Source organism: Dolichospermum sp. UHCC 0406 (genome assembly GCF_009712025.1).
Classification (GTDB): domain Bacteria; phylum Cyanobacteriota; class Cyanobacteriia; order Cyanobacteriales; family Nostocaceae; genus Dolichospermum; species Dolichospermum lemmermannii.
Genome location: NZ_VILA01000025.1, coordinates 33,465 through 51,917, shown reverse-complemented (window position 1 = coordinate 51,917; position 18,453 = coordinate 33,465). Strand labels below are relative to the sequence as shown.

Genomic DNA, 18,453 nt, shown 5'->3' with positions numbered 1-18,453 from the left:
TCTAGAAGTTCTTTATATTTTTGTAACAAATTGTGAACAATTATGCAAGCGATCCCCTGATTTAATCTACTAATGACTTAGAACAGGATAACTGATGGTTGGTTGTCAGTTGTCAGTTGTCAGTTGTCAGTAGGGGCGAAGCATTTGGAAGATAAATTATCGGTCATTGCCAAAAATAGTTCTCCAAATGCTTCGCCCGTACAGTTGTTGGTTGTCCGTTGTCAGTTGTCGGTTGTCCGTTGTCAGTAGGGGCGAAGCATTTGGAAGATAAATTATCGGTCATTGCCAAAAATAGTTCTCCAAATGCTTCGCCCGTACAGTTGTCGGTTGTCCGTTGTCAGTTGTCGGTTGTCCGTTGTCAGTAGGGGCGAAGCATTTGGAAGATAAATTATCGGTCATTGCCAAAAATAGTTCTCCAAATGCTTCGCCCGTACAGTTGTCGGTTGTCCGTTGTCAGTTGTCGGTTGTCCGTTGTCAGTAGGGGCGAAGCATTTGGAAGATAAATTATCGGTCATTGCCAAAAATAGTTCTCCAAATGCTTCGCCCGTACAGTTGTCGGTTGTCCGTTGTCATTGGTTAATAACTTTCTTCTATTCCCTATTCCCTATTGCTTTCCGTTGAGTCTGATAAATGTGAATTTGGTCTACTAAACCCCCAATACCAGGAATATCATCACCATAAAGCCGAAAACCCTTACCGACAGAATTAGTTAAAACTTCTGCACCTTTACCTTGATAATAAACAGGAACTGGACGATTACCATGATTTCCCCAACCATATTTAATCTGAGGATTAGAACCCCAAAAATGACCCGCTTTCATGGAATCAGATTCAGCAGTTAAAGCTTCTGCACTTTTTTCTTTGAGTAGTTCAGAAAAGTTGGGATTTAAAGTCAGATAATGATCATGATCAGCAGTGACAATCAGTAGATTATTTTCCCAACCACCATTATTTTTAATCCAGTCAATTGTCGTTTTCACAGCTTTATCAAAATCCAATACTGTCCCAATCATATTATCTATATTATCATCATGGGCAGCCCAATCAATATCACCACCTTCTACCATTAACCAAAATCCATCTTTGTCTTTAGATAAAACTGCTAAAGCTGCTTTGGTTAAATCATCAAGTGTGGGATTTTCATTAATTTCTTTCGCAATAAAAGATTTATCGGTTTCTCCAGGAAGTAGAGGCCGAACTGTATCGGGGTTTTTTCCTTGAGAACCAAACAGGGAAAAGATACTCAAACCTGTATTACTGTAATCACCATTGGCGGTACTTACAGGGAGATTTCCCTCTTGTCCCCTAGCTCCATATAATCCTAACAAGCGATCGCCCATATTTGGATCTAATTTAGCCGCAGTAGTCGCTAACTTATCAGCCGCATCTTTTCCCCGTTCTAAAAATGTGTAGTTATAGCGGTTTTGATTGGGGTTTTTACTCAATTCTGCATAGGTCGTTTTAGTGATATATTCAAATTTAGTTGGCGGTTCTACACCCGTAGGCAGAGGTTGACTACTCGCACCCGTGAGAGGATGACCACCACCTAAAATTACAGTTGGTTGATATATGCGAAGTTCCTGCTGGAGAATATTATCTAAAGTTGGATAATCACCATCATATTTATTGCGACGATTCACGTTTGCTGCTGCTGCACCAGGTGTAGCATGATCTACAGGAACAGAAGTGACAATCCCAGTAGATTTACCATGATCAGCCGCAGTCTTGAGAATAGTTTCTAAAGGTTTTTCAAATATATCAACGGAAATAGCATTGTTATAGCTTTTGACTCCTGTGTACAAAGTAGTTGCCGTATTGGCAGAATCAGGATAACTATACTTAATATACTCAGGATCATTACCCGGTGTCCAAGGATTTATTCCCCCACGTTGAGGATCATAACCCACTAAATTACCTACCGCATTAGGATTAAGATTTTTCCCCCCTCCAGATGGTTTATCGCCAGGATTAAATTGAGGTTGGAATTTAAACCCTGGTAGAATCGGACTAGCGCCTGTAATCGGATTAGAGTTTGATAACGCAGAGTTACCCGTGCTGAAAACTCCATTACCAGGAGCAATGGTAGTACCATAGGTGGTAGCAAGGGCGTAATTATCCAGAGTTTGAAAACTCAGTCCTTCCCCCTTACCAGAAGTATAATTATATCCTTTAGCCATAGCCCCAGCGCGAGCCATTTCCCAGCCCATACCATCCCCAATCATCAGAATGACGTTTTTGGTTTTAGTGACAGGTGTAGCGGGGCTAGAATGGTTAGTCAGAGTGATGAATATACCAACTACAATGATCAACACTGTAGTAAATAAACGGCGTTTAAATCGGAATTGTGAACTAGATTTAATTACCATTGGTAAAATGCCTGCTAGGAAATTGCTCTATGATGAGAGAATATTACAAAATGATCACAAAACTTTAAATTGACTCATCATGGCGAAAATTCAGTTTGCTAAAGGTATTGAAGAAACAGTAGTTCCAGATGTTCGGTTGACAAGAGCAAAACAAGGTGAAAGCGGTACGGCAACATTTATCTTCACCAATCCTGATATATTGGCGCAAGATGGCACAGATGAAGTTACTGGTTTATATTTGATTGACGAAGAAGGGGAAATCGTTATTCGTAACGTTCAGGGTAAATTTGTCAACGGTAAACCAGAATCTCTAGAAGCAATTTATGTGATGAATTCTAATGATGAGTGGGATCGTTTTATGCGCTTCATGAATCGTTATGCTGAGGACAATGGACTAGGATTGAGTAAATCTTAATTAATCAGTGGTCAGTAGGGGCGAAGCATTTGGAAGATAAATTATCAGTCATTGCCAAAAATAGTTCTCCAAATGCTTCGCCCGTACAGTGGTCAGTAGGGGCGAAGCATTGGGAAGATAAATTATCGGTCATTGCCAAAAATAGTTCTCCAAATGCTTCGCCCGTACAGTGGTCAGTAGGGGCGAAGCATTGGGAAGATAAATTATCGGTCGTTGCCAAAAATAGTTCTCCAAATGCTTCGCCCGTACAGTGGTCAGTAGGGGCGAAGCATTTGGAAGATAAATTATCAGTCATTGCCAAAAATAGTTCTCCAAATGCTTCGCCCGTACAGTGGTCATTGGCTAAAATACATAACATCTATTATGGAATTTCAACCACACCCAAATACACAGCAAGTTTCTGTAATTTGTGCAGTGATTACCGTCAGTGATACCCGTTCCCCAGATACAGATAAAAGTGGTCAATTAATTAAAGAACTACTTTTAGCTGATGATCACACTGTGTCATTGTATCAGATTATCAAAGATGAGCCTAAAGAAATTCAATCCCAAATGACAGCCTTGGGCGAAGATACTCGTATCAATGCTGTGATTTTTAATGGAGGAACGGGAATTGCTCCCAGGGATACTACTTATGATGCTTTAGAAAAGCTATTAGAAAAGACTTTACCAGGATTTGGGGAATTATTTCGGTTGTTAAGTTATCAAGAAATTGGTTCTCGCGCTATGGCTTCCCGCGCTGTCGCCGGCGTTTATCAAAGCAAAATCATTTTTTCTCTTCCTGGTTCTAGTAATGCTGTACGACTGGGGATGGAAAAGCTGATTTTACCGGAATTGGTGCATTTGGTAAAACAATTAAATTTGCAGAATTAAACATAATTGATAAATTGATCTTAGTCGTGAGGTGACAGATCCCCGACTTCTTTAAGAAGTCGGGGATCTAATTCATTTTATAATGTGAAGATGATTTTTCATCCTCAAATCTCAATGGTTCATAGACAATCAAAAAATCACATCCTGTTAATCCTTAAATCCTGGACATCCTGATTCTGACAAAATATTATTGTTGTCATGCAGAGCCTCCTGTGGGCATTCCCCAGCAGAGCCAGGGAACGAGGGAAAAATCACATCCTGTTAATCCTGAACTCGTTCCCAGACTCCGGCTGGGAATGGGAGTTTGAGGCTCTGCCTCAAATACAGTGAATATAATGGAGGCAGAGCCTCCTGTGGGCATTCCCCGGCAGAGCCAGGGAACGAGGGATTGACATCACCAAAGAAACTCCCTACAACTCTTTTAAAAAAGCCATTGTTTGTTCATAAAGAGCAGTATTTCCTTGAGCCATGAACAATTGCGCTGCTCGTTGCAGGTCTTCTCTGGCTTTTTGTTTGTCACCAAGTTGATAATAAACATATGCCCGGTTGTAGTAAAAGACGCAAAGAAGAAAGTAACTGTGAGAATAATAGGAATCACAATCTTATCATTCAATTACAATCAAACATCCTGTTAATCCTTAAATCCTGGACATCCTGATTCTGACAAAATCACAATTAACATCACCAAAGAAACTCCCTACAACCCTTTTAATAAAGCCATAGCTTTTTCATAAGCAGCAGTATTCCCTTGAGCCATGAACAATTGCGCTGCTCGTTGCAGGTCTTCTCTGGCTTTTTGTTTGTCACCAAGTTGATCATAAACAAGTCCCCGGTTGCCGTAAGCTTCGGCAAGGTTAGGATTAATCTTGATAGCTAGGTTGTAATCATCTATTGCTCCTTGCTTATCTCCTAATTGATTACGGACAAGTCCCCGGTTGTTGTAGGCTTTGGCATAGTTAGGATTAATCTTGATAGCTAGGTTGTAATCATCTATTGCTCCTGGCTTATCTCCTAATTCATTACGGACAATTCCCCGGTTGTTGTAGGCTTGGGCATCGTTAGGATTAATCTTGATAGCTTGGTTGAAATCATCTATTGCTCCTGGCTTATCTCCTAATTCATTACGGACAATTCCCCGGTTGTAGTAGGCTTCGGCTAAGTTAGGATTAATTTTGATAGCTTGGTTGAAATCATCTATTGCTTCTTGCTTATCTCCTAATTCAGCACGGACAACTCCCCGGTTGCCGTAGGCTTGGGCTAAGTTAGGATTAATTTTGATAGCTTGGTTGAAATCATCTATTGCTTCTTGCTTATCTCCTAATTCAGCACGGACAATTCCCCGGTTGTAGTAGGCTTGGGCTAAGTTAGGGTCAATCTTAATGGCTTGGTTGTAATCATTTATTGCTCCTTGCTTATCTCCTAATTCACCTTTAAAAAATCCCCGGTTGTTGTAGGCTTGGGCTAAGTTAGGGTCAATCTTAATGGCTTGGGTGAAATCATTTATTGCTCCTTGCTTATCTCCTAAATCAGATTTACCAATTCCCCGGTTGAAGTAAAATGCTGCACGGGGACTGAGTTCAATGGCTTTATTTATCGCTGCTGCTGCTTCTTTATATCTTTTTAAATCACTTAAAACTCCCCGCTTCTGATTATACCAATTGGGATTATTGGGCTGGAGTTGAATGGCTTGATTTATGGCTGCTAAGGCTTTATCCAGTTGGTTTGATCTTCTATAGACTAAACTTAAATTATCCCAAGCAGGAACAAAATTAGGTTGAGACTTCACCGCTTGCTGTAATGCAGTTATAGCTTCTGGATATTTTCCACTCCAAGCTAACGCCAAACCCTTACCATAATAAGCCAGGTGAATAAACTCTGGTTTTTGCTTAATTGCTGCTTCAAAAGCCTGTATTGCTTCTGGATAACGACGTAACCGCCACAGTTGATTTCCCCTTTCTAACCATTGACTGGCGGTAGTATTGCCTTGGGAAACATCTACTGATAAAATCGCTGTTTGAATAGACTTAACTTTTTGTTGATTTAGTTCTGGTGTTCGGGTGGTTTCTACCTTTTGTGCTTGGGTATTCAGTCGGGTAGCTAATGCCAAAAATGTACTCACCGGGATACCCAAACTATTACCTAATTGGATATTTCCGCCACTACTACTATTATTATCAATAGCAGCTTGTCCCTCAGTTCTGCCATGAATACCAATTACCCGCCCTTGGGAATCTAATACTGGTCCCCCACTCATGCCCCCAAAGGTGATACTACTATAAACTAATTCATATCCTCCTGTTAAGGAAGCTGCACTTTGGGCTGTACCAGAACTGTTGTTTTTAAAATCTGATTGGGTAGTTTGGAATAATCCTTGTTCCTTACTATAAATTTGTCCCAATGTGAACCGCCAAGGTGATTTTTCTCCTAATCTGGGATAACCAGCAGTGAACGTATATTCATTATCTCTTGGGTTATAATTGGCTAAAGTCGCAACTTGATAATTTTCCCGACTGGTGAATTTAACTACTGCTAAATCTACCCCCTCTTCTAATTTAATCGTGCTTGGTTCTACGGGATATTGTTTATTATCTACTGTGAGGATTTTATAAGTATTTGGCTCACATGGTCCTACTTTATCTGGTGGTTTACAAACTACATGAGCAGCAGTTAAAACGGTGTAAATATCTCCTTCTTTAGCGATAATAATTCCTGAACCATTACTACCGCTACTACTATCAATTCTGACGGTAATTTGTTTAGCTTTTGCTTCTAATTCTCCTAACCACCCTGTTAATGGTACTTCGGCTATTGTCTGTTTAATATCTGGTATAGGTAAATTATAAGCGGTGAGAACTTCTGGTCTTACCTGAGCTAAAACGGTTTTAATAGGTATTCCCCAACTCAGTTTTCTAAATTCCTGAATTTCTGTATTTGTGGGGCGTTTTCCGTTGGTATAAACATAACCAGAATTAGACCAAGGAGAGGAACTAATCCCATTAATTCCTATTAAATTTCCTGTATTACTAATAATTGCACCGCCACTCATTCCCGGTTGAATATCGCTAGTATAGCCAATTTCATAACCATCTTTTAAACTGGGTTGAGAAATTATTTGTTGTATTTTTCCTGTTGTTAATACTAATTTATCCTCAGATACAGCATAGCCTGCGGCCATAACTGGTGTTTCTAAGTTAATATCAAAAGAGGCGATTCTGTCAGCAATTTCTGATGGTAAACAATATTTTTGATTAGATGTAAATTCTACTATAGCTAAATCGAATTTATCAAAATTAGTATTAGGTAAAATTTTACCTGCATATTTTTGACCATCGGCTGTGATAATATTGATATTATTAATTCTTCTGACAACGTGGGAATTAGTCACTACTAAATAAGAATTATCTTTTCTAGCGAAAATTGTCCCGGAAGCGCCTCTTTCTTTGTCTCTGACTCTAACTGTAATTTGTTTAGCAATGGTTTGTAATTGTGGTTCTGAATAAATACCGTTTTCTGGGTTTGCTGGTCGTAATTTGCACCTTTGGGAGGACTGTGTAAGTAGTTTTGTCGTCTTGGTTTGGGTTTCTATTGCTGACACTGGATAAGGTAGCAGCAGTAAGCAGGAGATAATGGCGATTTGACGTTTCATGATTAGTTAAATAGTGTTTTTATTAGTGGTAATTTACCCCCCTTAATCCCCCCTTTACAAGCTACGGTGTACACACAAGTCTTCTATGGTTGCCCCAAAACGTTTAGATCCCCCCAACCCCCCTTAAAAAGGGGGGCTAAATTCTTCAAAGTCCCCCTTTCTAAGGGGGATTTAGGGGGATCGGATCACGTTTAGCATCCTGTCTAGAGATGTGTGTACACCGTTATAAGGGGGGCTAAATTCTTCAAAGTCCCCCTTTTTAAGGGGGATTTAGGGGGATCGGATCACGTTTAGCATCCTGTCTAGAGATGTGTGTACACCGTAGCCTTTATAAGGGGAGGGTTAGGGTGGGGTATTTTGTTATTTAGAGATTTTTTTGAGATATTCACCCAGATTCAAGTAAGTATTTTCACCTGAATTTTGCCAAGTTAGGTCTGAAGTTCTACCTTCTCTGATGTCATTAAGTTCGGCTAAAACTGTAGTGGGATTTACACCTGGCCTGACACTAAATAAAATATTGTTTTTATTGCATTCACCAGGTTTAGCCGCACAGATAACTCCCAAACCATTCAACTTACCGGTAGTTAAATAATCTAATCGGCCTTGTTGGTGAAATTGCTGGAATTTTTTACTTACTTGTTCACAGCGTTTTTTAGGAGTCCATTCGCTACGGGGAAAAGAGTCAGATTTCCAAGCAATAATGGGTACATAAGGCTCAGGTTTTTTGTCGGGAACGAAGGCCATGGTAGTGGGAACTCTTTCCGTATTACTTTTGTAAGAAATTGAACGACAAGCAAAACTAACTTCTTGCTTGGGAATCTCTTGACTCAAACCAGGGTTAACACTAAGGGTAACTGTCAATGCGGTGAATGCTAAGACACTAGTTAATGCTGGTAGTTGCATAATGCTTGACCTTTGATTACTGAACTTTGGTGATTATGGTAGTATTTAACTAGATTTATGTTATCTAAACTTTATACTTGGCGTAAGAATATGCACGCCCCTAACTGATTATATACTAATTCTTATCAAAGATTAAGGCGTTTACCCAGAAGTTAACTTTATGATACAATCCTGTTTAATAGGTGAAGTGAACAGACTTATATAAATACCTGTTTTTGGTTAATGGATCAACACTGTAACTATATCATGTACTATTTTATCTATCATGTACTATTGTACCAGACCGCACTGCCCTAGTCCAGAAAACCGTTTTCCCGACTCTCCAGATTCTAATACTACCTCGGAAATATTCTGTCAAGCTTGTGGAATGCCCCTAATATTAAAGGGGAGAAAAGGACATTATCAAACTATCAAACCTCTGGGAAAAGGAGGATTTGGTGCTACTTTTCAAGCTATTGATTTAGATTCTGTGAATCAGCGTCAATGTGTAATCAAACGATTGAATATTAATGACAACCCGGAAATTGCTGACAAAATTGTTGAAGCAATCAAAGCAGCTTTTGATCGAGAAGCTCAGGTTTTAGAATTTTTAGGTGACAATAACGGGAATATTCCCACATTATATGATTATTTTTCCCTGACCGCTCCCGCTTTTGGTCAACAAGAAGAACTTGAGTTTAAATATTCAGTACAACAATATATCCAAGGTGAAGATCTGTCTCAGGAACTCAGAAGAAAAGTTCGTTTTTCCGAAACAGATATTTTAGATTTTTTAAAGCAAATTTTACCGATTTTACAATTTATTCATGACCAAAATTCTATCCATCGAGATATTAAACCCAGTAATATTGTTAGAGAAACAGCAACACAAAAACTATTTTTAATTGATTTTGGCGCGGTTAAACAAGTTGTTTCTGGTGAAACAAATATAAAAAAATCTGTACCTATTTTTACAAAAGTGTACGCTTCTCCTGAACAAAGACCTGAAGAAGGAAGAATAGGAGAAATTTATCCGTCTAGTGATTTATATAGTTTAGCTGTTACTTGTCTGGAGTTACTCACAGGTACAACTCCTGTTGATTACCTTGACAATAATTACCGAAATTGGCGACAACAAGCTAGTATAATTATTAGCCCTTCTCTAGCTAATATTTTAGATAAAATGCTCAAGATTAACCCTAGACACCGGTTTCAATCAGCAGCAGAAGTTATGACGGCTGTAAATGAATCTCAAATAACCACACAACCAGATCATTCAGTCAATAATAATAATAATACAAAGCCCATCAATAAACCATCTCACAATTTAAAATTTTTACTCATAAAATCGGCTTTTTTAATAACTTTAATAACTATTGGTGTGATGGGTATTAATAGTTATTTGCAACCACCAATTAAAGTAGTAGAATATGCAAAAGCTGGAGTTAAATTTAAATATCCTAAAAATTGGCAAGAAACACCAGTAACAGATAAATTAACGCGAATTATCCCGAAAAATACGATTTCATCTTCTCTAACTCCAGAATTTTTTATCACTATAGATGAGTTATTCCAGTCGGAGTCTTTGGAAGATTATACTAAGTTTTCTATCGGACAAATTGAAGCATTAGGACAAAATGCGAAAATTATCAAATCTGGACGAATACAACTTGGTGAAACACAAGGTCATCAAGTAGTTTATGAGAGCAGAGATAATATCCACAAGGTAAATTTCCAAGAAATGCAAGTATGGATTGTTAATGGTAAAAAAGCCTATATTCTCACCTATCGCGCTGAAGATAAATCCTATCCAGAGTTTGCGAAAACTGTGGAAGACACCATAATTAAATCCTTTAGACTGGAAAAATCCACATCTGAAAAATCCACAAATCCAATCTGGTAATTAAGAGGATGTTTGAAAAGTATCAGAATTAATCGAGATCCCCCCAACCCCCCTTACAAAGGGGGGCTAAATTCCTCAAAGTCCCCCTTTTCAAGGGGGATTTAGGGGGATCAGATCCCACAGGAAAAAGTTTTCAAATAACCTCTTACTTAAACTCCAAATTCAAGGGTGTAAATGACAATTTGAGTATTGGGAATTGGGGTAATTTACGTTCTGGACAGAACCCCCAATCTCAAAACAAAAACAACCCCCAAATTTGGAGGTTGTGAATTTTTATTTGTGAAAAATCTGATGATTAAAACAAAACTGATTATTTTATGGACATAATACAAACGGAAGCTAGAAAAGTGGCGATCATATAAAACACAGCCACTACTTGCAATTCTGACCAACCAGTTAATTCTAAATGATGATGTAAAGGAGCCATTTTAAATAATCGCTTACCTTTGCCATCTGGTCCTTTTGTAGCTTTATAATAACCAACTTGTGCCATCACAGAGAGAGTTTCGACAAAGAAGATACCACTCAGGATAAACAGTGCTACTAAAGTATTAGTTAACAGTGCAACCGCAGCTAAAGCGCCACCCAGGGCTAAAGAACCCGTGTCACCCATGAAAACACTAGCCGGGTTGCGATTGTAGGCTAAAAAGCCCAAGCAGCTACCGCTGACAGCAGCACAGAAAACCATCAAGTCAGGGGAAGTTGGCGCAATGATCACACCTAATGCGAAAATAGCGATCGCTACTGTTCCCGCCGCCAAACCATCAATCCCATCTGTTAAATTAGTAGCATTGCTCTGGGCAACTAGGACAAATCCGGCTACAGGCCAAAACAACAGTCCTAAAGGTAAGGATAAACCCACCCAAGGTACATGGATATTAGTTATACTAAAATCACCCTTAAATACCAACCACGCACAAAATACCGCCCCAAAGATAACTTGCAAAGCTAACTTCATCTTTGGAGAAATTCCTTTGTTAGACTTCCGACGCAAAATTTGCCAGTCGTCTATCCAGCCAATTAAGCCGTAGCTGAGTGTTAAAGCCGAAACTGCCAGCACATTTTCTGAAAAATCGGATAATATACAAGCAATTATCACCGCTACAGGGATAAAAAATATACCCCCCATAGTTGGTGTTCCCGCCTTTTTGAGATGTGCCTGGGGTCCATCCTCCCGGATGATTTGCCCGGTTTTGAGCGTTTGTAGCAGAGGGATTACCCACTGTCCCAAAATCGCCACACCCACAGCAGATAATAAAAGAGGTAGGGTGAGGGAAGTAGTAGCCCATGGGGTTCTATTTCCCATCCAATCTGAAATCAAGGCTGTCGTACTGAGTAGCAAGGCCAGCAAGGAGGCTAACCCAATTCCCGAAAAATTCAAACTTTGATTAGGAGATAATTTAGCGTCCACAAAAAAAAGTCCCTTCACTCCACACTTTAAAAAACCTCAACAAAATAATCCAACCCGGTTTTGGTTACTAGTTCACAAGATCCTGCGGTACTAGTACATCACGGCGTAAATAAAGCAACCATATTCAATCGCCAAAAAGCCTACTGTATATTAGTTTTGACTTTTGACTTTTGACTTTTGACTTCCGCCCTGCGGTACTAGTCCTCCTCAGCAATTACATCATCGTCATCATCATAGTCAGTATCACCAATTCCGTCGTCCACGCCCAGAAAATCGGATATTACTTCTACATCTTCCCGCGAGTCGGTGTCATGGATATCACGGGCTATCAGTCTGCCACTCAGCCGCAACCAGTCCAACATAGAGGACTCTTGTTTTAAGGGAATAACTGATGCTCGCTGGTTTCGGGGGGCTTCACGGAGGGGAGAATCTAACATATTAACAATCACACACGAGGGTTTATATAACTAGACACTAAGAGTCTATCATACTGACTTGATACGAGTTAATTTATTCCTTCATACAGGTCTTTAACTGCTGAATCCGAATCAAAGAAAATTTTCATTTAATTACCGAACGGTAGTCAAAAAGGCATTATTCATGAATTGTCTGGTTATAGACAAAGAACATTAATATTTTATTAATGCTATTTAATCATGTAAACTCTCTTGAGGCATTGGGTAATGATAGGCAAATCAACTCTTATTGATCTAATTGTTGGCACTAATCGCGGTTTATTAGCAAGTCAGCCACAACAACAAGCTATTCTAGCAGCGATCGCTAACTTAGAAGATTTTAATCCTACACCACGGCCATTAGCAGCTAGTAATTTACTAGAAGGCAACTGGCGACTACTATACACCACAAGCAAAGCTCTATTAAACATAGATCGTTTACCCTTATGTAAACTTGGTCAAATTTACCAATGTATTCGCAAAGAAACCAACAGTATTTATAATATAGCTGAGATTTATGGCATTCCTTTATTTGCAGGATTAGTTAGCGTTGTTGCTAAATTTGAACCAGTCTCAGAACGGCGTGTACAAGTAAAATTCCAACGTTCTATCATCGGGTTACAAAGCCTAATTGGCTATACAACACCAGGAAACTTCATCCAACAAATTGAATCGGGGCAAAAATTTACAGCTTTTGATTTTCCCATTCAAAGTGAACAACAAGGTTGGTTAGATATTACTTATATAGATGATGATCTCCGGATTGGCAGGGGGAACGAAGGTAGTGTTTTTGTATTAAGTAAGACATAAGACATTTTGCAAGGGGTACTTGGGAATGAGGTTAATCTATTATAGGTACTTTGTCAAGGGGTAAATTAAGAAGATTAACAACTTATTCCCCATGAAAATTCACCAATTTGACAAATAACTTAACAAAACCACAAGCCAACACCTTCAGGATGTAGAGTGAGAACAATCAGCCCTACTTTAACGGCATTCATACTTCAAAAGGGAAGATCCATCATGGTTCAACGTGGTTCTAAAGTACGTATTCTCCGCCCTGAGTCCTACTGGTTTCAGGATCTTGGTACAGTGGTTTCTGTTGACAAAACCGCCATCAAATACCCTGTAATTGTTCGCTTTGAGAAAGTTAACTATTCTGATCTCAATACCAACAACTTTGCTGTAGATGAGTTAATTGAGGTCGAAGCACCTAAACCCAAAGCCGCAGCAAAATAAACAGCCAAGCATCAAGGGGATTGTTTAATGGGATAATAGGAGGAGATGTCAAGGTGAAAATCTTGCCCATTTCCTCTCGTTGACCATACCTGCCCCTAAAAATATTATTTGCTTGAATGCCTGAACTGCCTGAAGTTGAAACAGTCCGTCGGGGTTTAAATCAATTAACCCTGAGTCAAGAAATCACGGGAGGAGATGTGTTGCTACAACGCACCATCGCCTACCCAGTTTCTGTTGATGAATTTATTAATAAAATTAAAGGCAATACCATTGCTACCTGGCATCGTCGTGGTAAATATCTCCTCGCTGAACTTTCCTCCCCTTCCCCCAGTTATTTAGGAGTTCACCTCCGCATGACCGGTCAGTTACTTTGGTTAACCCCAGATCAACCTTTACACAAACACACCAGAGTCAGGTTATTTTTTGGGGAAAGGCAAGAATTACGCTTTGTTGACCAGCGCACCTTCGGGCAAATGTGGTATGTTCCTGATGATGTAGCTGTAGAAAGTATTATGACAGGTTTGGCGAAATTGGCAGTTGACCCCTTTTCCCCAGAGTTCACTGTAGAGTATTTAGCCGATAAATTAAAAAAATCCCGTCGTCCCATTAAAACTGGATTATTAGATCAGTCAATGGTGGCAGGATTAGGTAATATTTATGCAGATGAAGCTTTGTTTAAAAGTGGGATTTTACCAACAACTCTTTGTACAGAATTGCAACTTCCAAAAATCGAACTTTTGCGAACTGCAATTATTCAAGTTTTATCAGCGAGTATTGCGGTAGGTGGGACAACTTTTAGTAATTTCTTGAGTGTTAAAGGCGTTAACGGTAATTATGGCGGTGAAGCGTGGGTTTATAATCGCACTGGCGAACCTTGTAAGGTTTGTGGTAACGTGATCCAGCGAATTAAGTTAGGTGGGCGTTCTAGTCATTTTTGTTCCCAATGTCAAAGTTAAGTAGGTTAGCATTGAAAACTAAATTACTTGTCTTCCTGCATACTTCTCACAATTTTCGTCACCATTTTCCTAGGAATAAACCGCACACATTTTGACATCAGTTTGTTGATAAAACCAGGAATAATAATGATTTTCCCCTTCATTAAAGCATCATATCCCATCTGAGCTACAGTTGCCGCATCCATCATATTTTTACCCTTGAGCATTTTAGAATCTGCCATGCCGGTTCTTTCATGAAAAGCAGATGCTGTTGAACCTGGACAAAGAACTGTGACGGTGACACCTGTACCTTCTAATTCATTAGCGATCGCTTCGGAGAATGATAAAATATAGGCTTTAGTGGCAAAATAAACTGCCATTAATGGACCTGGTTGAAAAGCAGCGGCAGAAGAAACATTTAATATTTTCCCATAACCTTGTTTAACCATGTCTTTGAGAAATAATTTTGTTAAATGGGTCAGACAAACTAGATTTACTTGCAGCATTTCTAGTTCAGTATTAAGATTAGTTTCATTAAATAACCCATAAGTACCAAATCCGGCATTATTTACCAGGATATCAACTTTAATACCAGCTTCTTGTAATTCCGAGAAAATTTCTTGAGGAGATGTAGATATAGATAAATCTTTGATAATAGTTTTAACAGAAATTCCAAATTCTTCTGCAAAATCAACAGCTATTTTTGTGAGTTTTTCTCCTACTCTATCTACTAATACAAGATTATAATTATTATGAGCAAAAATCCGGGCTAACTGATAACCAATACCATTAGCTGAACCCGTAATTAAAACTGTTCCCTGGCATTTTATGTTCATTTTACAAAAAAGTGAATTAGCTGGAATTGGCACGGATAAATCTTACCAACACCATTATACTAAATAAAAATTAAGCTGCTTATAATTAAGATTTCCAGAATAATTGACCGCAGATAAACGCAGATTAACGCGGATAAATACGGATAAAATAATGGATTTCATAATTATATGCAGCCTCATGGAAAATTGATATTAGGCAAGACTTAGGAAACCAGTCTGTACTAAATAAGATGTGTAAGTCATCAACAATTGAGAATCAATAGGTGGACAAACAATAGAACTGCCTTTTAGTGCTTCTAGAGTTTCTTCACAACTAATAATTGGTCTTCTCGCTTGTAAATACAAATCAGGAATAGTGATTTGTTCATCTGACCAACGTTCTAGTAAAAATGGCCGCAAAGTATATAAAGGATTGTCTTGAGAAGTGACATTATTAATTAATTCTGCTTGCCATTCTTCGTAGGGAATCATCTTCAGTGAGAATCCGAAAGAACGTACCCAATCAACTAAAGATTTTAAGGAAGCAGGTTGAGGATGTTGTAAATGGAAAGCCTTACCTACAGATGTTTCTTGTCGAGAAAGATAAACAACAGATTTGCTGACATAATCAACAGGAGACATATCCAACATATAATCTACATCAGGGAAAGACCCCATTTGCAGACAACCTTTAATCATCAAATTGATGAAATCATGGGTATTACAAATTCCAGTTTGACTATCTCCAGAAATTAAAGGAGGTCTATGAATAGTAATAGGTAATCCTCGACTACCAGCAATTTTTACTAATTTTTCTGCTACCCATTTAGTTTGGGAATAACCGAGGAAAATACCTTCCCAGTCATGAAAATCATCATCTTCTTTAACTAACTTACCAGCATAAGCCGTTGATTCAAAAACAGCCACACTAGAAACATAATGCAATGGCTTAACTTTAGTTTGACAAGCTAACCGCAAAACTTCCTGTGTACCCAAAACATTCGCTGTTTTTAATGCTGAGTAAGGATAAACATAATTCAGTAAAGCGGCACTATGATAAATAGTATCAATGTTAGCAGCTAGATTTTCAAATTGTTCTGCACTAATCCCCAAATGTGGCTGTGCTAAATCACCAATTATAGGAATAATTCTGCCACTATAATGATCTTGCCAAATGCCATATTGTTGCAAATTGTTTTCTAATTTGCTTTTACCTTCTTCCAAATTACTAGCACGGACTAAGCAATAAAGAGTTGCGTCCGATACTTCTAGTAATTCCTTGATAATGAAAGCGCCTAAATAACCTGTTCCCCCAGTTAAAAAGATATTTTTAGGGTTAGTAACAGAAACAGCAGTACCTACGGGTTGAATAGTGGGGTCTAGAACAGCTTCCGCACCCAAATCTAGCAGAGGAGGAGCAAAACTAACAGGAGAATTTGTCCCAGACCCTGCATCTTTTACTTGAGAATCATCACTTGATTCGTCTGCTAATCGCTGAGAAAGGGCAGCAATGTTAGGATAATGCCAAAGTAAAATAGGAGAAGGTTTAAATCCTAGTAATTCTTCTAATTTACTAATGATCATCATGGCTTGAGCAGAATCCAAACCATAATTTTCTAAGTTTTCGTCAACATCAATTTCTGCGGTTTCGACTCCGACAACTTCCGCAAGATGAGAAACTAGAAATGCTTGAATACTTTCAGCATTATAAGACTGTTTTAAATTCATTTTTTACTTCTCCAATATAGAAGGAATTGGTTGATATTGACTGTAATAAGCAGGCATTTGTAAACCCTGCATTTTTAAACTGTGACTACGATATAAAAATGCTGTCCCCTTCATAATTTGGTCAGCAACATCAACAACATGACGCTGATTAGGTTCTGACAAATAAGAGCCACGCACCCAGTCATTAAAGCCACCCATAGCTGGTCCACACCATATTTGATAATCAACTTCCCGACCTTTTTCACCAGTGCTAGACCAGCGGGAAGATAACCCTAAATACCAGCGAAAGATTACAGCCATTTTCAACTTAGGATTATTAACAGCTTTACCCAATTTTTCAGGATTCTTTTGGGATAAATAAGCCGCTGCACCTTCCCAAACTTCCGCAAGACTTTTACGGAAAATTTGTTTTTCTAGCTTATCTTTTTCGGCTGCGGGAATCTGTTCAATAGAGTCGTAAGTGCGATATAATTCATACAATTTTTGCGCGCGCATGGGGAACATTGTCCCGCGTTTGAGAACTTGCAATTTGACTCCCATTTCAAACATATCGGCTGCGGGAGCCATGATCATATCTGCCATTTCGGCTTGTGCTAATAATTTTTTAGTATGTTCACAAGCACCAGATTCCACACAAGATTGATTAATTGAACCCGTCATTATATAAGCAGCACCCATCATAAAACCAGCTAAAGCTGCTTCTGGTGTACCAATGCCTCCAGCCACGCCAATTCTAATAGGAACTGAGTAATTATATTGGGCTTGAATTTCATCTCTGAGGGCAATAATTGAAGGTAATAAACATACTAAAGGACGATTATCTGTATGACCACCAGAATCAGCCTCAACGGTAATATCATCAGCCATTGGCACTTGTCTTGCCAAATTAGCTTGCAATTCTGTAATTAGTCCTTGCTCAAGTAATTCTTTGAGGATTCTTTCTGGTGCTGGTTGCAAAAATTTAGTCGCAACTTCCCGACGGGAAACTTTAGCAATGACCTTATTTCTGATATCAATTTGATTAGCTGCATTTAATCTTAACCCAGCAACTCGATAATAAACGATGTTAGGAGTTAAGTCTAAAAATGCTGATGCTTCTACAATTCTGACACCATATTTCAAATATAAATCTACAGCCCGACGTTCAATAGCTGGTTCATTAGGACTGTGAATTAAATTGAAAGCGTAGGGTCCATGAGGTAATGCTTGTTGAATAGTATTAATCGCACTTTCTAACCGTTCTGGAAGTAAACCACCTGCACCAAAGGAACTTAAAATCTTCTCTTTTCCCAGAGCAATTACCATTTCTTCGGAAGCAATACCCCCAGCCATTGCTCCGGTCATATAGGCGTATTTTACACCATAAGCAGCGAGAAAACTAGGGTCGCCAAGTTGTTGTAATCGTAGGGTAGGGAGTGAGATTAAAAGTTCTGCTTGTCCAGATGAACTATGATCAGCAGGTGCTAAATAACCATCATTAGTAGCACCAATTTTCCCGGATATTTTAATAATATAGCAGGGTTTATCTGATGTTAATAGTTTATCTTTAATGGCACTTTTTTCAAAGCTAACACAATCTAATGAACCCTTCCAAATTTGGTTTTGATGATTACAGGTAAAAAAACCCAGTCCATTATCATGTTTATTTAGTACCGTCTCGATTGTTGTCACGGTAGTTATTCCTCAATTTATAAGCAGGGTATTTGAAATGAAGTAAAAAAATTGGCGTTGCTGATCAAATATATGAATATGTTTCGCGCAAAGACGCAAAGGAGCTAAGGCGCA

General features: G+C 38.7%; 19 protein-coding genes and 1 pseudogene. 11 read left to right on the top strand and 9 right to left on the bottom strand.

Features of this window, described 5'->3' with window-relative positions; all coding sequences use genetic code 11:
- Positions 1–123 precede the first annotated feature (123 nt).
- Genes FJR09_RS25990 through FJR09_RS25500 form a run of 4 tightly spaced genes read left to right on the top strand, consistent with a single transcriptional unit; the run spans position 124 to position 621 of the window.
- Positions 124–249 carry a hypothetical protein gene (locus FJR09_RS25990; protein WP_256370275.1) on the top strand — a complete coding sequence of 42 codons (126 nt, stop codon included), beginning with the start codon at positions 124–126 and terminating at the stop codon, positions 247–249.
- Positions 240–365, top strand: coding sequence for a hypothetical protein (locus tag FJR09_RS25985; protein WP_256370274.1), 126 nt, complete (start codon positions 240–242; stop codon positions 363–365). Before FJR09_RS25990 ends, FJR09_RS25985 begins: the two co-directional genes overlap by 10 nt.
- Positions 356–481 (top strand): hypothetical protein, encoded by a 126-nt coding sequence (locus FJR09_RS25980; protein WP_256370274.1) that lies wholly within the window; start codon positions 356–358, stop codon positions 479–481. Before FJR09_RS25985 ends, FJR09_RS25980 begins: the two co-directional genes overlap by 10 nt.
- Positions 451–621, top strand: a complete 171-nt coding sequence (locus tag FJR09_RS25500; RefSeq protein ID WP_235081870.1) for a hypothetical protein — start codon at positions 451–453, stop codon at positions 619–621. Before FJR09_RS25980 ends, FJR09_RS25500 begins: the two co-directional genes overlap by 31 nt.
- Here the strand turns inward: FJR09_RS25500 and FJR09_RS19945 are convergent.
- On the bottom strand, positions 591–2,366 hold the full coding sequence (locus FJR09_RS19945; RefSeq protein ID WP_168653554.1) for an alkaline phosphatase: 1,776 nt from the start codon (positions 2,364–2,366) through the stop codon (positions 591–593). The two genes, FJR09_RS25500 and FJR09_RS19945, sit on opposite strands and share 31 nt — an antisense overlap.
- 79 nt (positions 2,367–2,445) lie before the next feature.
- Between FJR09_RS19945 and psb28 the strand changes: the two genes are divergently transcribed.
- Genes psb28 through FJR09_RS19930 form a run of 3 tightly spaced genes read left to right on the top strand, consistent with a single transcriptional unit; the run spans position 2,446 to position 3,654 of the window.
- On the top strand, positions 2,446–2,781 hold the full coding sequence (gene psb28, locus FJR09_RS19940; RefSeq protein WP_015081114.1) for a photosystem II reaction center protein Psb28: 336 nt from the start codon (positions 2,446–2,448) through the stop codon (positions 2,779–2,781).
- A gap of 29 nt (positions 2,782–2,810) precedes the next feature.
- A complete protein-coding gene (locus FJR09_RS19935) occupies positions 2,811–3,212 on the top strand; it encodes a hypothetical protein (RefSeq protein ID WP_254433165.1) in 402 nt (133 codons plus the stop codon).
- Positions 3,145–3,654: a molybdenum cofactor biosynthesis protein B gene (locus tag FJR09_RS19930; protein ID WP_168653791.1), complete on the top strand. Its 510-nt coding sequence runs from the start codon at positions 3,145–3,147 to the stop codon at positions 3,652–3,654. Before FJR09_RS19935 ends, FJR09_RS19930 begins: the two co-directional genes overlap by 68 nt.
- Before the next feature lie 410 nt (positions 3,655–4,064).
- Here FJR09_RS19930 and FJR09_RS26255 read toward each other — a convergent pair.
- The 3 genes and pseudogenes from FJR09_RS26255 to FJR09_RS19915 all read right to left on the bottom strand — a co-directional run.
- Positions 4,065–4,199: pseudogene (locus FJR09_RS26255) on the bottom strand (hypothetical protein); the annotation flags it as partial.
- Positions 4,200–4,351: 152 nt separating this feature from the next.
- Positions 4,352–7,300, bottom strand: coding sequence for a serine protease (locus FJR09_RS19920; RefSeq protein WP_168654169.1), 2,949 nt, complete (start codon positions 7,298–7,300; stop codon positions 4,352–4,354).
- 360 nt (positions 7,301–7,660) lie between these two features.
- Positions 7,661–8,203 (bottom strand): COP23 domain-containing protein, encoded by a 543-nt coding sequence (locus FJR09_RS19915; protein WP_015081110.1) that lies wholly within the window; start codon positions 8,201–8,203, stop codon positions 7,661–7,663.
- A gap of 265 nt (positions 8,204–8,468) precedes the next feature.
- On the opposite strand from FJR09_RS19915, the gene FJR09_RS19910 reads away from it, so the two are divergent.
- Positions 8,469–10,085, top strand: a complete 1,617-nt coding sequence (locus FJR09_RS19910; protein ID WP_254433164.1) for a serine/threonine-protein kinase — start codon at positions 8,469–8,471, stop codon at positions 10,083–10,085.
- A gap of 310 nt (positions 10,086–10,395) precedes the next feature.
- On the opposite strand, the gene mraY is transcribed toward FJR09_RS19910, so the two are convergent.
- Entirely contained in the window at positions 10,396–11,496 is a 1,101-nt protein-coding gene (gene mraY, locus FJR09_RS19905; protein ID WP_015081108.1) for a phospho-N-acetylmuramoyl-pentapeptide-transferase, read from the bottom strand.
- 197 nt (positions 11,497–11,693) lie between these two features.
- Positions 11,694–11,933 (bottom strand): DUF3134 domain-containing protein, encoded by a 240-nt coding sequence (locus FJR09_RS19900; protein WP_015081107.1) that lies wholly within the window; start codon positions 11,931–11,933, stop codon positions 11,694–11,696.
- Positions 11,934–12,179: 246 nt separating this feature from the next.
- Between FJR09_RS19900 and FJR09_RS19895 the strand changes: the two genes are divergently transcribed.
- The 3 genes from FJR09_RS19895 (at position 12,180) to FJR09_RS19885 (ending at position 14,146) form a co-directional block, all read left to right on the top strand.
- Positions 12,180–12,761: a PAP/fibrillin family protein gene (locus tag FJR09_RS19895; protein WP_015081106.1), complete on the top strand. Its 582-nt coding sequence runs from the start codon at positions 12,180–12,182 to the stop codon at positions 12,759–12,761.
- A 213-nt stretch (positions 12,762–12,974) separates the two neighbouring features.
- The gene (locus tag FJR09_RS19890; RefSeq protein WP_015081105.1) at positions 12,975–13,190 is read left to right on the top strand and encodes a photosystem I reaction center subunit IV; all 216 of its coding nucleotides are present in this window, start codon (positions 12,975–12,977) and stop codon (positions 13,188–13,190) included.
- Between the two features lie 116 nt (positions 13,191–13,306).
- Positions 13,307–14,146, top strand: coding sequence for a DNA-formamidopyrimidine glycosylase (locus FJR09_RS19885; protein WP_015081104.1), 840 nt, complete (start codon positions 13,307–13,309; stop codon positions 14,144–14,146).
- Positions 14,147–14,169: 23 nt separating this feature from the next.
- Here FJR09_RS19885 and FJR09_RS19880 read toward each other — a convergent pair whose 3' ends face one another.
- The 3 genes from FJR09_RS19880 to FJR09_RS19870 all read right to left on the bottom strand — a co-directional run bounded on the left by FJR09_RS19880 (position 14,170) and on the right by FJR09_RS19870 (position 18,339).
- A complete protein-coding gene (locus FJR09_RS19880) occupies positions 14,170–14,961 on the bottom strand; it encodes an SDR family oxidoreductase (protein ID WP_015081103.1) in 792 nt (263 codons plus the stop codon).
- Between the two features lie 192 nt (positions 14,962–15,153).
- Positions 15,154–16,668 (bottom strand): thioester reductase domain-containing protein, encoded by a 1,515-nt coding sequence (locus FJR09_RS19875; protein WP_168653784.1) that lies wholly within the window; start codon positions 16,666–16,668, stop codon positions 15,154–15,156.
- A gap of 3 nt (positions 16,669–16,671) precedes the next feature.
- Positions 16,672–18,339 (bottom strand): PfaD family polyunsaturated fatty acid/polyketide biosynthesis protein, encoded by a 1,668-nt coding sequence (locus FJR09_RS19870; RefSeq protein ID WP_168653785.1) that lies wholly within the window; start codon positions 18,337–18,339, stop codon positions 16,672–16,674.
- Between the last annotated feature and the right edge of the window lie 114 nt (positions 18,340–18,453).

Bases quoted from the DNA above. Each gene is read 5' to 3' on its own strand.
- FJR09_RS19930 (WP_168653791.1), top strand. From the start codon at position 3,145: ATGGAATTTCAACCACACCCAAATACACAGCAAGTTTCTGTAATTTGT.
- FJR09_RS19890 (WP_015081105.1), top strand. From the start codon at position 12,975: ATGGTTCAACGTGGTTCTAAAGTACGTATTCTCCGCCCTGAGTCCTAC.
- FJR09_RS19945 (WP_168653554.1), bottom strand. From the start codon at position 2,366: ATGGTAATTAAATCTAGTTCACAATTCCGATTTAAACGCCGTTTATTT.
- FJR09_RS19885 (WP_015081104.1), top strand. From the start codon at position 13,307: ATGCCTGAACTGCCTGAAGTTGAAACAGTCCGTCGGGGTTTAAATCAA.
- FJR09_RS19915 (WP_015081110.1), bottom strand. From the start codon at position 8,203: ATGCAACTACCAGCATTAACTAGTGTCTTAGCATTCACCGCATTGACA.
- FJR09_RS19910 (WP_254433164.1), top strand. From the start codon at position 8,469: ATGTACTATTGTACCAGACCGCACTGCCCTAGTCCAGAAAACCGTTTT.
- FJR09_RS19895 (WP_015081106.1), top strand. From the start codon at position 12,180: ATGATAGGCAAATCAACTCTTATTGATCTAATTGTTGGCACTAATCGC.
- psb28 (WP_015081114.1), top strand. From the start codon at position 2,446: ATGGCGAAAATTCAGTTTGCTAAAGGTATTGAAGAAACAGTAGTTCCA.
- FJR09_RS19880 (WP_015081103.1), bottom strand. From the start codon at position 14,961: ATGAACATAAAATGCCAGGGAACAGTTTTAATTACGGGTTCAGCTAAT.
- FJR09_RS19920 (WP_168654169.1), bottom strand. From the start codon at position 7,300: ATGAAACGTCAAATCGCCATTATCTCCTGCTTACTGCTGCTACCTTAT.
- FJR09_RS19900 (WP_015081107.1), bottom strand. From the start codon at position 11,933: ATGTTAGATTCTCCCCTCCGTGAAGCCCCCCGAAACCAGCGAGCATCA.
- FJR09_RS19875 (WP_168653784.1), bottom strand. From the start codon at position 16,668: ATGAATTTAAAACAGTCTTATAATGCTGAAAGTATTCAAGCATTTCTA.